The organism is Microbacterium sp. Ld4, assembly GCF_045066555.1.
Taxonomy (GTDB): Bacteria; Actinomycetota; Actinomycetes; order Actinomycetales; family Microbacteriaceae; genus Microbacterium.
The window spans coordinates 393,305-410,823 of record NZ_JBISHE010000011.1 but is presented as its reverse complement, the minus strand read 5'-3'; the positions used below and the strand labels follow the sequence as shown (position 1 = coordinate 410,823).

The 17,519-nt window shown below is 70.9% G+C and carries 18 protein-coding genes and 1 tRNA gene; 16 read left to right on the top strand and 3 right to left on the bottom strand.

Annotated elements, in window-relative coordinates; all coding sequences use genetic code 11:
• Positions 1–62: 62 nt before the first annotated feature.
• Positions 63–1,439 carry a basic amino acid/polyamine antiporter gene (locus tag ACJJV7_RS09355; RefSeq protein WP_405376178.1) on the bottom strand — a complete coding sequence of 459 codons (1,377 nt, stop codon included), beginning with the start codon at positions 1,437–1,439 and terminating at the stop codon, positions 63–65.
• 127 nt (positions 1,440–1,566) lie between these two features.
• Here ACJJV7_RS09355 and ACJJV7_RS09350 point away from each other — a divergent pair, with 127 nt between their 5' ends.
• From ACJJV7_RS09350 to ACJJV7_RS09335, 4 genes are all read left to right on the top strand, one after another.
• Entirely contained in the window at positions 1,567–2,217 is a 651-nt protein-coding gene (locus tag ACJJV7_RS09350) for a MazG family protein (protein ID WP_405375413.1), read from the top strand.
• 68 nt (positions 2,218–2,285) lie between these two features.
• Positions 2,286–3,545 (top strand): histidine--tRNA ligase, encoded by a 1,260-nt coding sequence (hisS, locus tag ACJJV7_RS09345; RefSeq protein ID WP_405376180.1) that lies wholly within the window; start codon positions 2,286–2,288, stop codon positions 3,543–3,545.
• Between the two features lie 48 nt (positions 3,546–3,593).
• Entirely contained in the window at positions 3,594–4,046 is a 453-nt protein-coding gene (locus ACJJV7_RS09340) for a YdeI/OmpD-associated family protein (RefSeq protein ID WP_405375415.1), read from the top strand.
• Between the two features lie 64 nt (positions 4,047–4,110).
• On the top strand, positions 4,111–4,959 hold the full coding sequence (locus ACJJV7_RS09335; protein WP_405376182.1) for an SGNH/GDSL hydrolase family protein: 849 nt from the start codon (positions 4,111–4,113) through the stop codon (positions 4,957–4,959).
• Here the strand turns inward: ACJJV7_RS09335 and ACJJV7_RS09330 are convergent.
• Complete coding sequence (locus ACJJV7_RS09330) at positions 4,898–6,151, bottom strand: APC family permease (RefSeq protein ID WP_405375417.1); 1,254 nt, start codon at positions 6,149–6,151, stop codon at positions 4,898–4,900. The genes ACJJV7_RS09335 and ACJJV7_RS09330 overlap by 62 nt on opposite strands.
• A gap of 66 nt (positions 6,152–6,217) precedes the next feature.
• Here ACJJV7_RS09330 and ACJJV7_RS09325 point away from each other — a divergent pair, with 66 nt between their 5' ends.
• From ACJJV7_RS09325 to ACJJV7_RS09285, 9 genes are all read left to right on the top strand, one after another.
• The gene (locus tag ACJJV7_RS09325) at positions 6,218–6,574 is read left to right on the top strand and encodes a GntR family transcriptional regulator (RefSeq protein WP_405375419.1); all 357 of its coding nucleotides are present in this window, start codon (positions 6,218–6,220) and stop codon (positions 6,572–6,574) included.
• Positions 6,564–7,580, top strand: a complete 1,017-nt coding sequence (locus ACJJV7_RS09320; protein ID WP_405375421.1) for a DUF1648 domain-containing protein — start codon at positions 6,564–6,566, stop codon at positions 7,578–7,580. Before ACJJV7_RS09325 ends, ACJJV7_RS09320 begins: the two co-directional genes overlap by 11 nt.
• 8 nt (positions 7,581–7,588) lie before the next feature.
• Entirely contained in the window at positions 7,589–8,254 is a 666-nt protein-coding gene (locus ACJJV7_RS09315; RefSeq protein WP_405375423.1) for an O-methyltransferase, read from the top strand.
• A gap of 93 nt (positions 8,255–8,347) precedes the next feature.
• Positions 8,348–9,628, top strand: coding sequence for a phosphopyruvate hydratase (gene eno, locus ACJJV7_RS09310; protein WP_405375425.1), 1,281 nt, complete (start codon positions 8,348–8,350; stop codon positions 9,626–9,628).
• A gap of 31 nt (positions 9,629–9,659) precedes the next feature.
• Complete coding sequence (locus tag ACJJV7_RS09305; protein WP_405375427.1) at positions 9,660–10,142, top strand: septum formation initiator family protein; 483 nt, start codon at positions 9,660–9,662, stop codon at positions 10,140–10,142.
• Between the two features lie 94 nt (positions 10,143–10,236).
• Positions 10,237–10,698, top strand: coding sequence for a DUF501 domain-containing protein (locus tag ACJJV7_RS09300; RefSeq protein WP_405376183.1), 462 nt, complete (start codon positions 10,237–10,239; stop codon positions 10,696–10,698).
• A complete protein-coding gene (locus ACJJV7_RS09295; protein WP_405375429.1) occupies positions 10,695–11,981 on the top strand; it encodes a S8 family serine peptidase in 1,287 nt (428 codons plus the stop codon). The genes ACJJV7_RS09300 and ACJJV7_RS09295 overlap by 4 nt, the downstream gene beginning before the upstream one ends.
• 32 nt (positions 11,982–12,013) lie before the next feature.
• Positions 12,014–13,393 (top strand): NAD(P)/FAD-dependent oxidoreductase, encoded by a 1,380-nt coding sequence (locus ACJJV7_RS09290; protein WP_405375431.1) that lies wholly within the window; start codon positions 12,014–12,016, stop codon positions 13,391–13,393.
• A 34-nt stretch (positions 13,394–13,427) separates the two neighbouring features.
• Positions 13,428–13,500: transfer RNA gene (locus ACJJV7_RS09285), tRNA-Leu, on the top strand.
• A gap of 38 nt (positions 13,501–13,538) precedes the next feature.
• Here ACJJV7_RS09285 and ACJJV7_RS09280 read toward each other — a convergent pair.
• Entirely contained in the window at positions 13,539–14,360 is an 822-nt protein-coding gene (locus ACJJV7_RS09280; protein ID WP_405375433.1) for a twin-arginine translocation signal domain-containing protein, read from the bottom strand.
• 132 nt (positions 14,361–14,492) lie between these two features.
• Between ACJJV7_RS09280 and ACJJV7_RS09275 the strand changes: the two genes are divergently transcribed.
• Genes ACJJV7_RS09275 through ilvA form a run of 3 tightly spaced genes read left to right on the top strand, consistent with a single transcriptional unit; the run spans position 14,493 to position 17,516 of the window.
• The gene (locus tag ACJJV7_RS09275) at positions 14,493–15,059 is read left to right on the top strand and encodes a LemA family protein (RefSeq protein ID WP_405375435.1); all 567 of its coding nucleotides are present in this window, start codon (positions 14,493–14,495) and stop codon (positions 15,057–15,059) included.
• Positions 15,060–15,099: 40 nt separating this feature from the next.
• Positions 15,100–16,293 carry an AI-2E family transporter gene (locus tag ACJJV7_RS09270; protein ID WP_405375437.1) on the top strand — a complete coding sequence of 398 codons (1,194 nt, stop codon included), beginning with the start codon at positions 15,100–15,102 and terminating at the stop codon, positions 16,291–16,293.
• The gene (gene ilvA, locus ACJJV7_RS09265; RefSeq protein ID WP_405375439.1) at positions 16,290–17,516 is read left to right on the top strand and encodes a threonine ammonia-lyase; all 1,227 of its coding nucleotides are present in this window, start codon (positions 16,290–16,292) and stop codon (positions 17,514–17,516) included. Before ACJJV7_RS09270 ends, ilvA begins: the two co-directional genes overlap by 4 nt.
• The last annotated feature ends 3 nt before the right edge of the window (positions 17,517–17,519 follow it).

Genomic DNA, 17,519 nt, shown 5'->3' with positions numbered 1-17,519 from the left:
CCCGGGTTCGGGGAGGCATCCGACACCATGACGTCCCGTGCCGTCCCCTCGACGGGATCGGCTCAGAGGGCGATCGCCCCGGTGGAGATCAGCACGACCGCAGAGACGGCGCCGGCTACGGCCAGCACGAACAGCGCCGCTTCGGGGCGGGTGAACACATGCGCCCCCTGCTCGCGGCGCCCGATCACGAACAGCACGGTGCCCGGCACGATCACCACCAGGCAGAGGAGGAGGTAGGTCGGCCCTGCGGCCCACAGCAGGTAGGCGGTGTACGCCGTCGCGGCGGTGGCGATGACCACATCGCGTCGCCGACGTCCGTCGCCCCCGCGGAGGGCGATTTTGAGGCCGTAGGCGGCCGAGAGGAAGAACGGGATCAGCGCGAGCGCGCTCGTGAGCTCGAGGGCGGCGTCGAAGGCGTTCTCGGCGAGCAGCACGAGGAAGAGCATGGCCTGCGCGAGCGCCGACGAGAGCAGGAGCGCCCCCGTGGGGGTGTCGCTGTTGTTGGTGCGGCGCAGGAACGCGGGCAGGTCGCCGGCCCGCGCCGCGGACAGCAGGACTTCGGCCGCCATGAGCGTCCAGGCGAGGTACGCGCCGAGGACGGCGACCACGAGTGCGACGCCGACGAAGACGGCTCCCCAGCCGCCGACGGCCTGCTCGAGCACGCCGCCCATCGAGGGTTGCCGAAGCGCGGCGAGCTCTTCTCGGGGCAGGACGCCGTACGACACGATCGTGACGGAGGCGAACACGGCCAGGACGCTCAGGAAGCCGAGGACGGTGGCGCGGCCCACGTCGCGTCGCCGGCGCGCGTGGCGCGAGTTGACGCTTGCGCCCTCGATGCCGATGAAGACGAAGACGGTGACGAGCATGGTCGCGCGGATCTGCTCGCCGAGCCCGGTCGCCTCGCTGCCGCCCCAGTTGGCCGCGAACACGGCAGGGTCGAAGACCGTGACGCACAGGGCGACGAAGACGACGATCGGGAGGACTTTGGCGACCGTGACGATGCGGTTGATCCCGGCAGCCTGCCGGACGCCCCGTCGGATCAGGAGGAAGAAGAGCCAGACGCCCACCGACGACACCGCGACCGCGAGGAGGGTGTCGCCTTCGCCGAGTTCGGGGAAGACGCTTCCGAGGGTCGACGTGATGAACACCCAGTAGAAGACGTTGCCCACGCAGGCGCTCGCCCAGTATCCGAACGCTGCGAAGAAGCCGACGTAGTTGCCGAAGCCCGCCTTGGCGTAACTGAAGATCCCGGCGTCGAGGTCGGGGCGGCGGATCGCCAGGCGATGGAACACGAGCGCCAGCATCAGCATCCCGCCGCCGGCGATCGCCCACGCGACGAGGGCGCCCGCCACTCCCGTAGAGGCGGCGAACGTCGCCGGGAGCGAGAACACGCCCGCGCCGACCATCGACCCGATGACGAACGTGGCCAGCGTGAACATCGACACGCGCGTCCCGCCCGGCGCGGACGCAGAAGCCGCGGCGGGGGAGGCGGAGGTCACGATCCCAGCCTACGCCGGGCGATACGAGGGATGCCGGTCCCTCGGCATCCCTCGTATCGTTGCCGTCATGTCGCACCCCGTACCCGCGTCACCCGATGCCCTGCGCCGCGCCGCCGAGACGATGCACGCCGTGCGCGAGCGCTGCGTGTGGACGCAGCGCATCGATCACGACGACCTCGTCCCCTACCTGCAGGAGGAGGCGGCCGAGCTCGTCGACGCCGTCGAGGCGGGCTCCCGGGCCGACCTGAAGGAGGAGCTCGGCGACCTGCTCTGGCAGGTGCTCTTCCACGCGGAGATCGCCTCACGCGCCGAGGTCGATCCCTTCGACATCGACGATGTGGCCGACGGCCTCTCCGAGAAGATGGTCCGCCGGCATCCGCATGTGTTCGGCGACGCCGTCGCGACAACACCCGACGAGGTGCTCGTGCACTGGAACGCCGCGAAGGCCGCCGAGAAGCGCACGCGCACCAGCGTGCTGGACGGGATCTCGATGCACATGCCCTCCCTCGCCCTGGCGCAGAAGATGGTCGGCAAGGCGGCGCAGGTCGATGCGGCGCCGGAGGCGATCGCTCCGCACCCCGAGACCGAGGCCGAGCTGGGGGACGCTCTCCTCGCCCTGGTGGTGGAGGCGCGTGCACGCGGGTGGGACTGCGAGCGCGCCCTGCGGCAGCGGCTGCGCGCGCTCGCCGACGAGGTCCGCACGGCCGAGCGCGGCTGACCGCTGCACGCGCCGACGGCGGGGTCTGCGAGACTGGAGCGGTGCCCTCCGTGAACCCGCCGCGCGGCATGCGCGACTTCCTCCCCGCCGACAAAGCCCGCCGCGAGCGGGTGCTCGCCGTCATCCGTGACCGCTACCGCGCACACGGCTTCGACGAGATCGAGACCCCGGTCGTCGAGGACTACGAGCGACTGCACGCCGGCATCGGCGGAGACAACGAGAAGCTCGCCTTCACCGTCCTCCGCCGAGGCCTCGACGCCGACGGCATCCGCTCCGCCGCCGACGACCCCGCCGCGCTCGCCGACCTCGGACTCCGCTACGACCTCACGGTTCCGCTTGCCCGGTTCTACGCGACCAACCGCGCGCAGCTGCCCGCCGTCTTCCGTGCGGTCCAGATCGCTCCGGTGTGGCGCGCCGAGAGGCCGCAGAAGGGTCGCTACCGCCAGTTCGTGCAGTGCGACATCGACATCATCGGCGACGCGACCGCGCGGGCCGAAGTCGAGCTGCTGGTGGCGAGCCTCGACGTTCTCGACGCACTCGGCCTCGAGGGTGGGACCATCCGCATCAACGACCGCCGCGCCCTCGACGCGATGCTCGCCACCTTCGGCTTCGCGGCCGAGGAGCGACCCGGCGTCCTCATCACGATCGACAAGCTCGACAAGGTCGGTCCGGCAGGCGTCGTCGCCGAGCTGACCGAGCGCGGCATCACGGCATCCGCCGTCGCGGCGCTCGACACGTTCCTCACCCGGCCGCAGACCCGTGAGTACCTGCCGTACGGCGAGGCTCAGATCCGTAAGGCGCTGCCCGAGGGCGTGGATGACGAGATCATCGCGCACCTCGTGGCCATCGGCGACGCGGTCGCCGCGGCTCGCGGTGCGGAGGCGGACATCCCGCTGCGTTTCGACCCGTTCCTCGTGCGCGGAATGGGGTACTACACGGGCACCATCTACGAGCTCGCGCACCCGTCGGTCTCCTACTCCCTCGGCGGCGGCGGCCGTTACGACGGCATGATCGGCCGGTTCCTCGGCCAGGACGTCCCGGCGGTCGGGTTCTCGATCGGCTTCGAGCGCATCGTCGACCTCCTCGGCGCGGGCACGGATACCGAGGCTCCGGCGGTCGTGCTGATCCACGATCGCGATGTCCCGGTGGCGGAGCTCGTCGCGGCGAAGGCAGCGCTGGTCGCGGGTGGATCGCGGGTGCGGCTCGAACAGCGGACGAAGAACCTGAAGGCGCTGCTCGAACGGTCCGCGGCCGACGGCTACACCTCTTTCGCCACGCTCCCCGCGGGCGCGGACCTCGGGACGCTCGAGGTCCGGCCGCTGGCGTGAGCGGGCGTCCGTGACAGCGGCACGATGCGCTGATAGCGTGCGGGCATCATGTCGCTGAATGTGCACACCACGCTCGAGGCGCACGGTCCGGGGGCCGCTATCGAGATGACCGACGAGCAGGTCGCTGAACTCGGCGGTGGCCGGCGGGCGGCGGTGGTCGTCGAGATCGGCGGGCGCTCGGCGCGGCTCCGTCTCGCCGTCATGGCCGGCAAGAACCTGATCGGGCTGTCGAAGGCCGCACGCACGGCCCTGGGCGTCGACATCGGCGACGAGGTCGACGCCGTCGTGCGCCTCGACGACGCGCCTCGTGAGATCGAGGTGCCGGCCGACCTGGCGGCCGCTCTCGACGCCGAGCCGCAGGTGCGCGCGGCGTTCGACGCGCTGGCACCGTCGCGTCGCACAGAGATGGCGCGCTCTGTCACCGACGCCAAACGGCCCGAGACGCGCGCCGCCCGCATCACCGCCGCCGTCGAGCAGCTGCGCTCGCCCGCCACCACCTGAGCGCCCCGGAGCGTCACCGGGCGGCAGTGTGCCGTTCACCCGCGGGGTGTCGGCTGGGCGGGTGATGATGATCGCCTCCGGCAGGGCCGGCCGGGTCCTCCGACTCGGCGCGGCGACGGTGGCTCTCGGCGGCGCTGCCGTCGTGGGCGCGCGCGTCGCCTTGACCCGCCAGGCGGCCCTCGCGCGAAAACGCATCGGAAAGCCGCTCGGCGAGGACGCGATCGACGCCGACCGGGTGTGGCGGCGCTCGCTCGGCGGTGAGCCGCTCGAGCTGCTGATGCTCGGCGATTCGATCGCGGCGGGGCTCGGGGCCACGCGTCGTAAGGACACCCTCGGCGCGCGCCTCGCGAAGGGCGTCGCGCGGCAGCTGCAGCGTCCGGTGCGCCTGCGGACCGGAGCGGTGGTCGGGGCGGAGTCCTCGGATCTGGCCGGGCAGATCGACGGGCTTCCGAGCGACTACCGTCCGGATGTCGCGGTCATCGTGGTCGGCGGCAACGATGTGACCCACCGCGTCCCCGTCGCGGCGGCGGCCGCCCATCTCGTCACGGCGGTCGAGCGGCTGCAGGGGACGGGAGCGGTCGTCGTGGTCGGCACGTGTCCCGACCTGGGCGCCCTCCGTGCGGTGCCGCAGCCGCTCCGGATCATCGCGTCCCGGTTGTCCCATCAGCTTGCGGCCGCTCAAGCGGCGGGTGCACGAGCCGCCGGGGCGCACGTCGTGTCGCTTCGGCGAGCGGTGGGGGCGTTCTTCCTCACCGACCCCGATGGGATGTTCAGCCTCGACCGCTTCCATCCGAGCGCGCTCGGCTACCGGCGAACGGCCGAGGCGCTCCGGCCTGTCGTGCTGACCGCGGTCAGCGAGTCCAAGGCCGACTCGACAGGCGCACGACGCGAGCCCCCAGCCCCACGGCGATGACGGCGGCGCCGGCGGCCACGGCCTGCCAGGGCAGAGTCGCTCCGAGGATGAGGCATCCGCTCAGCCCGACGATTTGGAGGATCCGCGGGTAGCGTCGCGCGCTCCGTCGCTGCCGGTACGCGGCGAGGTTGGCGACGGCGTAGTAGACCAGCACGCCGAACGACGAGAAGCCGATCGCGCCGCGGAGATCGACGGTGAGGACGAGAAGGACGATGGCGCCGCCCGCGGCGATCTCCGCCCGGTGCGGTACGCCCCATCTCGGGTGGACCGCGTTCAGGATGCCGGGGAGGTCGCCCTCTCTCGCCATCGCGAAGGCCGTCCGCCCGATCCCGGCGATGAGGGCGAGGAGTGCTCCGAGGGATGCCGCTGCCGCGCCGACCTGCACGAGGGGGAGCGCCCACGCGGCATCCGCGGCGCGCACCGCGTCGGCGACCGGAGCCGTCGACGCGGCGACCCCATCTGTTCCGAGGGCCGCCGTGACGGCGACCGCGACGACGGCGTAGACGAGGACGGCCCCGGCGAAGGCGAGGATGATCGCGCGGGGGATGGTCGTCGCGGGATCGCGCACCTCTTCGCCCAGGGTCGCGATCCTCGCGTAGCCCGCGAACGCGAAGAACAGCAGGCCAGCGGCCTGGAGCACTCCGTAGGCGTCGACGGGGATGCCGGCGGCCAGCGCTGCCGACGGAGTCCGATCCCCTGTGAAGATGGCGACGGATGCGGCGGCGAGGACGAGCAGCACCACCGCGACCAGCAATCGGGTGACCTGCGCGGTGCGCGTGATGCCGACGAGATTCACGGCGGTCAGAGCGACGACGGCTGCCGCGGCGACGACGCGCTCCCACCCGTTGGGGGCGACGTAGGCCGAGAAGGTGAGGGCCATGGCCGCGCAGCTCGCGATCTTCCCGACCACGAACCCCCATCCCGCGGCGAACCCCCACCAGGGCCCGAGCTCGGCTCGACCGTAGGCGTAGACCCCACCCGACGTCGGGTGGACCGCGGCCAGCTGCGCGGTCGAGGTGGCGTTCCCGAAGGCGACCACCGCGGCCACGGCGAGAGCGACGAAGACGCCGGATCCTGCCGCAGCCGTGGCGGGGCCGAGTGCCGAGAAGACGCCGGCCCCGATCATCGACCCGAGTCCGATGGCGACGGCGGCGCCGAGCCCGAGGTGTCTGCCGAGGGAGGGAGTGGTCACGGCCGAACAGTACCGGGAGAGGACGAACAGTGGACAGCGTTGTTATAGTTGAGCTATAATTAGCGCATGTTGATCCGACTCGATCCGAGCAGTTCCGCGCCGCTGTTCGCGCAGATCGCCGATGCGCTCCGCACGGAGATCACCGCCGGTCGCCTGGCTGCGGGTGAGCGACTGCCGTCCGCGCGCGAGGTCGCGGAGGCGCTCCAGGTGAACCTCCACACGGTCCTCCACGCCTACCAGGACCTCCGCGAGGAGGGGCTGCTCGACCTGCGTCGGGGCCGGGGAGCCGTCGTGACGGCGACCGGCGACGCGATCGTCGAGCTCCGCGCGGACATCGCCGCACTCGTCGCGAAGGCGCGCGCCGCCGGAGTCGCGCCCGACACCCTTTCCGCTCTCGTCAAGGAGGCCGCTCGTGTCCACTGATCCCCTCACCCGCGCTCGCCGGCGCTTCATGTTGGTCGCGCTCGTGATCCCGTCGCTCCTCGTCCTCGTGGCCGTCGTGCTGCAGATCGCGATGCTCTCCGCCGCTCCGGCCGTCGTCGCCTCGCACTGGGGCGTCGACGGCACTCCCGACGGCTTCAGCCCGGCCTGGACCATCCCGGTCCTCGCCGTCGCCGTCGGCGGCGGGATCCCCGTCCTGATCTTCGCCACCTCGATCGGCGCCCTCCGCAGAGGGGGCGGGGGAGCGGCATCCCGTGCGGTCGGCGCCGTCGCCCTCGGCACCGCGGTGCTCATCGCGGCCAGCACGACGGCGATCCTCGCCCGGCACGCGGGGGTGGCGGACCCCGCCATGGTGACGTTCCCACCCGCCCTCGTCCTGGTGATCGCGCTCGCCGCCATCGCCGGGGGGTTCGCCGGATACCTCGTGCAGCCGGCATCCGTCCCGCTCGCCGCGACAGCGGGGTCCACCCCGGCCCTCGACGTCCGGCGCGGGGAACGCGTCGTGTGGCTGAAGGGCGTAACGCTCTCGCGGGGCGGTTTGACCGTCCTCTTCGCCGCATGGCTGGTGCTCGCCGCCGTCACGGCGATCGTCGCACTGACGACGGGGGATGCCGCGGCCACCGGGATCTGCGTGGGCATCACCGTGCTCCTCACCGTCCTGCTGACGGCGAATGCACGGTACCGGGTGCGCGTCGATCACGACGGGCTCCTCGTGCGCTCGGTCGCGGGATGGCCGCGCGTGCGGGTTCCGCTGGCCGAGATCACGGGGGCGGAGGTCGTGCAGGTGGAGCCGATGGCCGAGTTCGGCGGCTGGGGTCTGCGCTGGGGACCGGACGGCCGGTTCGGGGTCGTGCTCCGGGCCGGCGAAGGACTCCTCGTCCGACGCCGTGACGGGCGGTCGACGACCGTCACGGTCGACGACGCCGAGACGGGTGCGGCGCTCATCGGTGCCTACCTCGCGTTGACGGACCGCCCCGGGCGCGCTTGAGTGACTCCATGGATCACCCCACAGCCGAACGCTGGCGCGCCGTCGACGAGTACCTCACCGACACCTTGGTAGGTGAAGACGACGCCCTGACGGCGGCAGTGGCCTCGCTCGCGGAGGAGGGCCTGCCCGAGATCGAGGTCGCTCCACTGAACGGAAAGCTCCTTCACCTCCTGGCGCGGATGACCGGCGCGCGCCGGATCCTCGAGATCGGGACGCTCGGCGCCTATTCGACGATCTGGCTGGCCCGGGCGCTCCCGGCCGGCGGGTACGTCGTCACCGTCGAGGCCGAGCCGCACAATGCGGACGTCGCTCGGCGGAACCTCGAGCGGGCGGGCGTGGCGGACCGGGTGGAGATCCGGATCGGGCGCGGCGCCGAGATCCTCCCGACGCTCGAGGGCGCCGAGCCGTTCGACCTCGTGTTCATCGACGCCGACAAGGAGTCGAACACGGTCTACCTCGACTGGGCGGCGCGCCTGGGCCGTCCGGGCACCGTCGTGGTCGTCGACAATGTCGTCCGGTCGGGCCGTGTCGTGGACGCCGATGCGGGGGAGCAGATCGACGGCGTCCGCTCCGGTCTCGCGATGCTGGCAGGCGATCCGCGCTTCGACGCGACGGCGCTGCAGACCCTCGACCGCAAAGGCTGGGACGGGCTGGCGCTCGCTCTGGTGATCTGACCGGGGTCCTGTGCTCCACCGGCCACCTCACTAGACTCGACGGTGGACCGAAGACGCTCCCGTTTCATCCTCCATAAGCAAGGAGTCACCCCTGTGGCATTGATCGAGGCAGTAGGCGCACGCGAGATCCTGGATTCGCGCGGAAACCCGACCGTAGAGGTGGAGGTCCTGCTCGACGACGGGATCGTGCAGCGTGCAGCTGTTCCCTCCGGCGCGTCGACCGGCGCGTTCGAAGCATACGAACTGCGCGACGGCGACAAGAGCCGCTACGGCGGCAAGGGCGTGCTCAAGGCCGTCGACGCCGTCATCGACGAGCTCGGCCCCGCCATCGAGGGAATCGACGCGAGCGAGCAGCGCACGATCGACGACATCCTCATCGCGACCGACGGCACCGAGAACAAGTCGCGGACCGGAGCCAACGCCATCCTCGGCGTCTCGCTCGCCGTGGCCAAGGCCGCCGCGGACAGCGCCGACCTGCCGCTGTTCCGCTACCTCGGCGGACCGAACGCGCACATCCTGCCCGTTCCGCTGTTCAACGTCATCAACGGCGGCGAGCACGCCGACAACGGCATCGACATGCAGGAGTTCTTCCTCGCGCCGATCGGTGCCTCGTCGTTCGCCGAGTCGCTCCGCTGGGGCGCCGAGGTGTACCAGGTCCTCAAGAAGGAGCTGCAGTCCGCCGGGTACGCGACCGGCCTCGGCGACGAGGGCGGCTTCGCGCCAGACCTGCCCAGCAACCGCGAGGGCCTCGACTTCCTGGTCAAGGCGATCGAGAAGGCCGGCTTCACGCCGGGCGCCGACATCGCCCTCGGCCTCGACGTGGCAGCCACGGAGTTCTTCAGCGACGGCGTCTACCGCCTCGAGAACAAGGACTGGACCGCCGAGCAGCTCACCGACTATTACGTCGATCTCGTCGACTCGTTCCCGATCGTCACGATCGAGGACGCCCTCGCCGAGGACGACTGGGACGCATGGACCGCGCTCACGGAGCGTCTGGGCAAGCGCGTGCAGCTCGTCGGCGACGACCTGTTCGTCACGAACCCCGCGCGTCTGGCCGACGGCATCCGTCGTGGCGCAGCGAACTCGCTGCTGGTGAAGGTGAACCAGATCGGCACGCTGAGCGAGACGCTCGACGCGATCGACCTGGCTCACCGCTCGGGCTACACGACGATGCTCTCGCACCGCTCGGGTGAGACCGAGGACACGACGATCGCCGACCTCGCCGTCGCCGTGAACTCGGGCCAGATCAAGTCGGGCGCGCCCGCTCGCAGCGAGCGCGTCGCGAAGTACAATCAGCTTCTGCGTATCGAAGAAGAGCTGGGTGACGCGGCCGAGTTCATCGGCGCCGCAGCCTTCCCGCGCTTCACCGCGTAAGCGCAGACAGACGACGACGAGAGGGGGAGCCGTGGCCAGATCGACGGCTCCCTCTTCTCGTGCGCGCACGACGCCCGAGGGTCGGCGCATCGACGTCCGGGACTGGATGGGCGGGTCCCGCTTCTCCGGGTTCATGGGCATCATGCTCGGCCTCGTCGTCCTCGCCGCTCTCGTGCTCGTCCCGACCGTGGGCACGTACGTGGAGCAGCGTCAGCAGATCGCCGCCCTCGAGCGGTCGGTCGAGGCGACCCGCGACGAGGTCGCCGCTCTCGAGACGCAGCGCGAGCAGTGGAAGGACGAGGCGTACATCACGGCGCAAGCCCGCGAACGCCTCTACTACCGGCGCCCGGGCGAGGTCGTCTACCTCGTCGTGAACGACCTCCCGGATGGCTTCGTCGCTCCCGATCAGGCCCCGGTGAGCGATCAGGTCGAAGAGACGAAGACCGACTGGATGACGCAGCTGCTCGGATCGGTGACCGAATCAGGGCTCGCCCGGACGGTCGCGCCGGACTGAGCCCGCGCGGCATCGTGGCGGCCGGCGCGCCGGGTACCCTTGAGCGGTGCCCCACCCGACCCTTTCGCCCGCGACCGACGCCGACCACGACACGATGCGTGCGCAGCTCGGACGGCCGATGCGCGGTGTCATCGGTGTCGCGGCCCGCTGCGTGTGCGGCAACCCCACGGTCGTCGCGACCGAGCCCAGACTGCCCGACGGCACACCGTTCCCCACGTTCTACTACCTGACCCACCCCGGCGCGACGGCGGCGATGTCGGCGCTCGAGGCGACGCAGGTGATGCGCGAGTTCTCCGAGCTCCTCACCGACGACCAGGTCGCGGCCGACTACTCGGCGGCGCACCAGGCCTACCTTGCCGATCGCGCCGTCCACGGCGAGGTCGAGGAGATCGACGGCATCTCGGCGGGAGGGATGCCGACCCGCGTGAAGTGCCTCCACGCCCTCGCCGCGCACTCCCTCGCCGCAGGCCCCGGCGTCAACCCGATCGGCGACATCGCGCTCGCCCGAGGCGATTGGTCGCCGGAGCGCTGCACGTGCGCGGAGCCGCGGGGATGAAGCCTGCCCGGGTCGCCGTGGCCGCCGCGCTCGTCGCGGCGAGCGTGGTGCTCGGCGGCGCGGCTCCCGCCCCGACGCCGTCTCCGAGCCCCGAACCGGATCCGGTCCGGAACATGGAGTACTGGCTCGACGAGTACGGCATCCGCGACGCCTGGAAGACGACCCGGGGCGAAGGCACGACGATCGCCGTCATCGACACCGGCATCGGCAAGGGAGCCGACGAGCTGTCGGCGGCCGTCGTCGGCGGAGCGGACTTCTCCGGAGTCGGGGCGCCGGACGGCCGCACCCCGGTCGGCGACGGCGATGCCAACCACGGCAGCTGGGTGGGCTCTCTCGCGGCCGCGCGCGGCACCGGCCCCGACGCGGGCATGATCGGCGTCGCGCCGGAGGCGGACCTCCTTTCGCTGTCGATCGGGTTCGGCGATTCCGCGAGCGTCCCCTTCGTCGATCAGGTCGCCGAAGCGGTGCGCTGGGCCGTCGACCACGGGGCCGATGTCATCAACCTCTCCTTCACGACGAACACCCTCGACTGGGACCGGTCCTGGGATGACGCATTCCTCTACGCGTTCGACAACGACGTCGTCGTCGTCGTCGCGGCGGGAAACCGGGAGAGCGGCACCGAGGTCGTGGGCGCCCCCGCGACGATCCCCGGCGTGCTGACGGTGGGCGGCGTCGACAAGAAGGGCCGGGCCAGCAACACCGCCTCGACCCAGGGGATCACGATCGGTATCTCGGCCCCGAGCGAGGAGCTGCTCGGGCTGTCGGCCAACGGCGATCTCGTCATCTGGGAGGGGACGAGTGGGGCCGCCCCGATCGTGGCGGGCATCGCCGCGCTCGTGCGTTCCGCCCATCCCGATCTCGATGCGGCGAATGTCATCAACCGCATCATCACGACCGCCGACCCGGCGAAGGGCGCGACGTCGGTTCCCGATCCGCTCTACGGTTACGGCACCGTCGATGCGGCGCAGGCCGTCGGCCGTCCGGTGCCGCTCGTGTCGGAGAACCCGATGGGCAACCTGCGCGACTGGATCAGGCTGTATCGACGGGCGGATGCCACGCCCTCACCGGCCCCCACCTCGACCCCCATCACCGTGGGCCCCTTGCCCGAAGCAGAGCCGCCGAGCCGCGCGGGATCGCCCCTCCTCCCGACAGCGGACACGCTGCGATACGGAACGGTGCCGCTCGCCGTCGTGAGCCTGGGGTCTATACTTGTCCTGCTCGGGGTCACCGCTGCTGCCCGGCGCATCCGATCGGCGCGCACCCCGCGACCGCCGAGCCGTTGAATCAAGGAGTTCTCCCGACTGTGACTACCACTGTGCCCAAGATCCTTGTCGTCGGAGGAGGCTACGCCGGCTTCTACACCGCGTGGAAGCTCGAGAAGCACCTTCGCCGGGGAGAGGCCGAGGTCACGATCGTCGACCCGCTGCCCTACATGACCTACCAGCCGTTCCTCCCCGAGGTCGCTGCCGGTGAGATCGAGGCACGCCACGTCGTGGTGGGGCTCCGCCGCCACCTCAAGCGCACGCGTGTGGTCATCGCGAAGGTCACCGGAATCGATCACGCCAACAAGACGGCGACGATCACCCCCGAGGTCGGCGAGCCGTGGCAGGAGACCTACGACCAGATCGTGGTCACCGCGGGTGCCGTGTCGCGCACGTTCCCGATCCCCGGCATCGCCGAGAACGCGATCGGTCTGAAGACGATCGAAGAAGCCGTCGCGATCCGCGACCGCATCCTCACCAACTTCGACCGTGCCGCGAACCTTCCCCCCGGACCCGAGCGCGAGCGCCTGCTCACGGTCGTCGTCGTCGGTGGTGGCTTCGCCGGCATCGAGGTGTTCGCCGAGACGCGTGCATTCGTCAGCTCCCTGCTGCGGAGCTACCCGACGATCACCTTCGAGGAGACGCACTTCCACCTCATCGAGGCGATGAGCCGCATCATGCCCGAGGTGTCGTTGAAGACGAGCGAATGGGTGCTCAAGGACCTCGCCAAGCGCGGCGCGCTCGTCCACCTCGACACCCAGGTCTCCGGCGCCGTCGACGGCAACGTCGAGCTGTCGACCGGTCAGGTCATCCCGACCGATCTGATCATCTGGACCGCCGGAGTCATGGCCAACCCGACCGTCGTCCGCGGCAGCGACCTGCCCGTCGAAGAGCGTGGCCGCATCCGTGCCCGCGCTGACCTCCGCGTCGGAACCGCCGAGGAGATCGTCGAGGGTGCGTGGGCTGCCGGCGACGTCGCGGCTGTTCCCGACCTCACCGGCAAGGGCGTCGGCGGCTACTGCGTCCCGAACGCGCAGCACGCCGTTCGCCAGGCCAAGCTCCTCGCGAAGAACCTCACGGCGGTGCTCCGCGGCGAGGTGCCCTCGGACTACTTCCACAAGAACCTGGGCGCCGTTGCCGGCCTCGGGCTCTACAACGGTGTGTTCCAGTCGGGCAATATCGCGATCAAGGGCTTCTTCGCCTGGATCGCCCACCGTGGCTACCACGGCCTGGCGATGCCGTCGTTCGAGCGCAAGTTCCGCGTCGTCGGCGACTGGTGGCAGAACCTGTGGCTCGGCCGCGACAACATCTCGACCGAGACCCTGCAGAACCCGCGCGGCGTGTTCGAGGAGTTCGCGGCCCGTCCGCGTCCGGCGGCTCCCGCCGACGCGCCTGCCCCGAAGCTGCCCAACAAGGTCGACGTCCCGAGCTGACCGGATAGCGTGGGGGTGCGCTGCGGTGCAGCGGGCCCCCATAGCCCAATGGCAGAGGCAGGCGACTTAAAATCGCTTCAGTCTGGGTTCGAGTCCCAGTGGGGGCACACCTGCGGTCCGGCTCCGCATGCGCTCGTCGCAGCGGTCAGCGGATGCCGCGCGGGTCGGCCTGATCCCACCGTTCGACCGTCTGGGCGAGCCAGTACGCGGCGAAGAGCGCGAGCGCCGTCGCTTCGCCGGCGAAGACGACCGGCGCGTCGGGGAACCTGGGTCCGATCACGATCGTGACGACGAGGGTCACGACCAGCAGTGACGGCACCGCGAGGTAGATCGCCCGGTAGCGGGGGACGAGCGCGCCCTCGCCGGGTTCCCGGTGCCGCGGGAGCGCGTTCACGATGGGCACCGCCGCGAAGACGGCGAAGAACGCGATCGTGACCACCAGATGCAGGTTGACCCCGCCGGGAAACGGGAACTGCTCGCGCCACGGGGGTGCGAAGGCCAGCACGCCGACGGCGAGGGCGGTGCCCGCCGCCGTCGCCGCGACGATGAACGTCCTCCTCGCGGCGACCAGACCCGCCGCCGCGAGGACCACGCCCATGATCACCAGAAGCGTCGTGACGACCACGTAGGTCCAGACGCCGTTGTGGACCGCCGGGAGGAACTCCGCGGGGACCGACGGCGACCCGTCCTTACCGGTGGGGATCACCGCGATCAGGGGGACGAAGACGGCGGCGACGTCGAGCAGCGTGGACTCGGCATCCCGGCCCGAGAGGGCGAGGAGTGCGACCGTCACGACGCAGAGGGCAGCCGTGAACATGGGCCCGGCGGGGGAGTAGTAGTAGTCGCTGAGCGACGGAAGGACGACTCCGCCGCGGACGATGATGTCGCCACCGACCGACACGGCGAGAGCGACCACGGCCACGAAGAGGGCGATCCGCAGATACCGATGGGTGCGTTGTGCCGTCACAGTGACGAAGATACGGGAGCTCGGTGACACCCTCGGCGAAGGGGCGAGTGGGGAACGCCTGGGAGTGGCTTCACGGGCGCGGGCGGGGCTCCGCCCGGCGGATAGGATGAGGTCGCTACTCAAGGGGGAAACATGGATTATCTGATCCCAGTACTGGTGATCGTCGGTCTTCTGGCGATCATCGGGATCTACCTGTGGGCCACGTACAACTCGCTCGTCGCCCTCGCGGTGCGCGTGGATGAGGCGTGGAGCGACATCACGGTGCAGATGAAGCGCCGTGCCGACGTGCTTCCCAACCTCATCGAGACGGTGAAGGGCTACGCGGCTCATGAGAAGGCGGTCTTCGAGAACGTGACGCAGGCCCGCGCCGAGACGCTCTCTGCCACCACGCCCGCCGATGCCGGCGTCGCCGAGGGGCACATGCAGCAGGCGCTGAAGTCGCTGTTCGCCGTCGCGGAGGCGTACCCCCAGCTCCAGGCGAGCCAGAATTTCCTGCAGCTCCAGCACGCCATCGTCGATACCGAGGACAAGATCCAGGCCTCGCGCCGGTTCTACAACGGCGGCGTCCGCGAACTGAACACGAAGATCCGTGTCTTCCCGAACAACCTCTTCGCGCGCCGGCTCGGCTTCGGGGAGCGGGAGTTCTTCGAGGTCGTCGACGGCGCGGCGATCTCCGAGCCGCCCCGGATCCAGTTCTGAGCTCTCTCGGCGCCATAGCGGCGCGCCATAGGATGTCCGGGTGAACGGCACCGACGACGACAAGCCCCGCAGCGGCTTCTTCGACGCGCTCCGCCAGCGCACCGTCTCCATCCAGCAGGCGGACTCGGTCCCGCGCGGTCTCGGGATCGCCGCCGCCTACGCCTGGCGCTTCCTCGTCGTCGTCGCCGCGATCGCGGTGCTCGTGTGGGTGGTCATCCAGCTCAAGCTGCTGATCATCCCACTCCTGGCGGCCATCCTGGTCACGGCGCTCGTGTCGCCCCTGTTCACGTTCCTGGTCCGTCACCGGCTGCCGCGCTGGATCTCTGTCATCGTGACGCTGCTCGTCGCGTTCTCGGTCGCCGGCGGACTCCTGTGGCTCGCGATCTGGCAGATCTCGCGCGAAGCGGACCGCGTGCGCGACCGCACGGTGGAGGCCGTCCGCGAACTCCGCGACTACCTGATCGAAGGTCCGCTGCATCTCACCGGTGCGCAGATAGACGACACGATCACTCAGGCCTTCGACTTCCTCCAGGAGCAGGTCCAGGTGCTCTGGACGGGTGCCCTCGCGATCGGCTCCACGCTCGGCCACGTCGCGACGGGTGTGATCCTCGCGATCTTCATCCTGATCTGCACCCTCGCCGACGGGGGAAGCATCTGGAAGTGGACCGTCCGCCTCTTCCCGGTCCGCGCTCGTCCCGCCGTCGACGGCGCGGGTCGCGCGGGGTGGCGCACCGTCATCAACTACGCCCGCACGCAGCTCCTCGTCGCCACCATCGACGCGGTCGGCATCGGTCTGGGCGCGTTCGCGCTCGGTGTCCCTCTGGCAGCTCCCATCGGCGTGCTCGTGTTCCTGGGCGCCTTCGTCCCGTTCGTGGGGGCCGTCGTCACCGGCGCGCTCGCGGTCTTCTTGGCCCTCGTCTACAACGGGCCCTGGATCGCCCTCTGGATGCTCGTCATCGTGCTCGGTGTGCAGCAGTTCGAAGGCCACGTCCTCCAGCCCCTCCTGATGGGCGCGGCCGTGCGCGTACACCCGCTCGCCGTCGTCCTGGCGGTGGCCGGTGGCGCCATGATCGCCGGAATCGCCGGCGCCGTGTTCGCCGTGCCGCTGGCCGCATTCGCGAACGTCGTCTGGCTCTACCTCTCCCGCCGCGGGTGGGAGAAAGACGTCGACCCGGGGCCATCCGATCTGATCTGGAGCACTGTGCCCCGTCGCCGCAGGAGGAAACTCGCGTGACCCATCCCACCCTGGCCGAGTTCGACGATGCGGCCACGCTGCTCAAGGGCGTCATCTCGCAGACTCCGGTGGAGGACTCGGAGTTCCTCTCCGGAGTCCTCGGCGTGCCGGTGCTCCTGAAGCTCGAGAACCTCCAGCGCACCGGCTCCTTCAAGATCCGCGGTGCCACCTACCGGCTCTCACGGCTGACGGCCGAGGAACGAGCTCGCGGCGTCGTCGCGGCATCCGCCGGCAATCACGCCCAGGGTGTGGCGCGCGCCGCGCAGAACCTCGGCATCGCCGCCACCATCTTCATGCCGCTCGGCGTTCCGGTGCCCAAGCTGCTCGCCACCCGGGGGTACGGCGCTGATGTCATCCTCGAGGGCGCCACCGTCGAGACGCCGCTGCGGCTGGCCCGCGAGTACTCCGAACGCACCGGGGCCGTCCTGATCCCGCCGTTCGACCACCGCGACATCGTCGTGGGGCAGGGGACCCTCGGGCTCGAGCTCATGGACCAGATCCCCGACCTCGACACGGTCGTGGTCGGCATCGGCGGCGGCGGGCTCACCGCCGGCGTCGCCGCCGCCGTCAAGGCCCGTGCCGCGCTCACCGGACGCACGGTGCGCGTGATCGGCGTCCAGGCGGAGAACTCCGCCGGATACCCGCCGTCACTCGCGGCGGGAATGCCCCTGGACGCCGCCACCACGCCCACCATCGCCGACGGCATCGCCGTCCAGCGTCCCGGCGACGTGCCCTTCGCGATCATCCGCGACCTCGTGGACGAGGTCGTCACGGTCAGCGACGACGACATCGCCCGCGCGATCCTCGTGCTCATCGAACGCGCGAAGCAGGTCGTCGAGCCGGCGGGCGCCGTCGGTGTGGCGGCGATCCTGACGGGCAAGATCAGGGCCTCCGGTCCCACGGCGGTCGTGCTCTCGGGCGGGAACATCGACCCGCTCCTGCTGCAGCGGGTCGTCGCCCACGGGCTGGCGGCCTCGGGCCGCTACATGACGCTGCAGGTGCCGCTGCCCGACCGCCCGGGCCAGCTCGCCCGGGTGTCTGAGCTGCTGTCGGTCGTCGGCGCGAACGTGATCGAGGTGCTCCACACCCGGCACGGGCAGGGCCTTCAGATCAGCGAGGTGATCCTGCAGCTCAGCGTCGAGACGCGCGGCGAGGAGCACCGGGCGCAGGTCATCGCGATCTTGCAGGATGCCGGCTACGCGCCGACCGTGGTCCCGAACTGACCC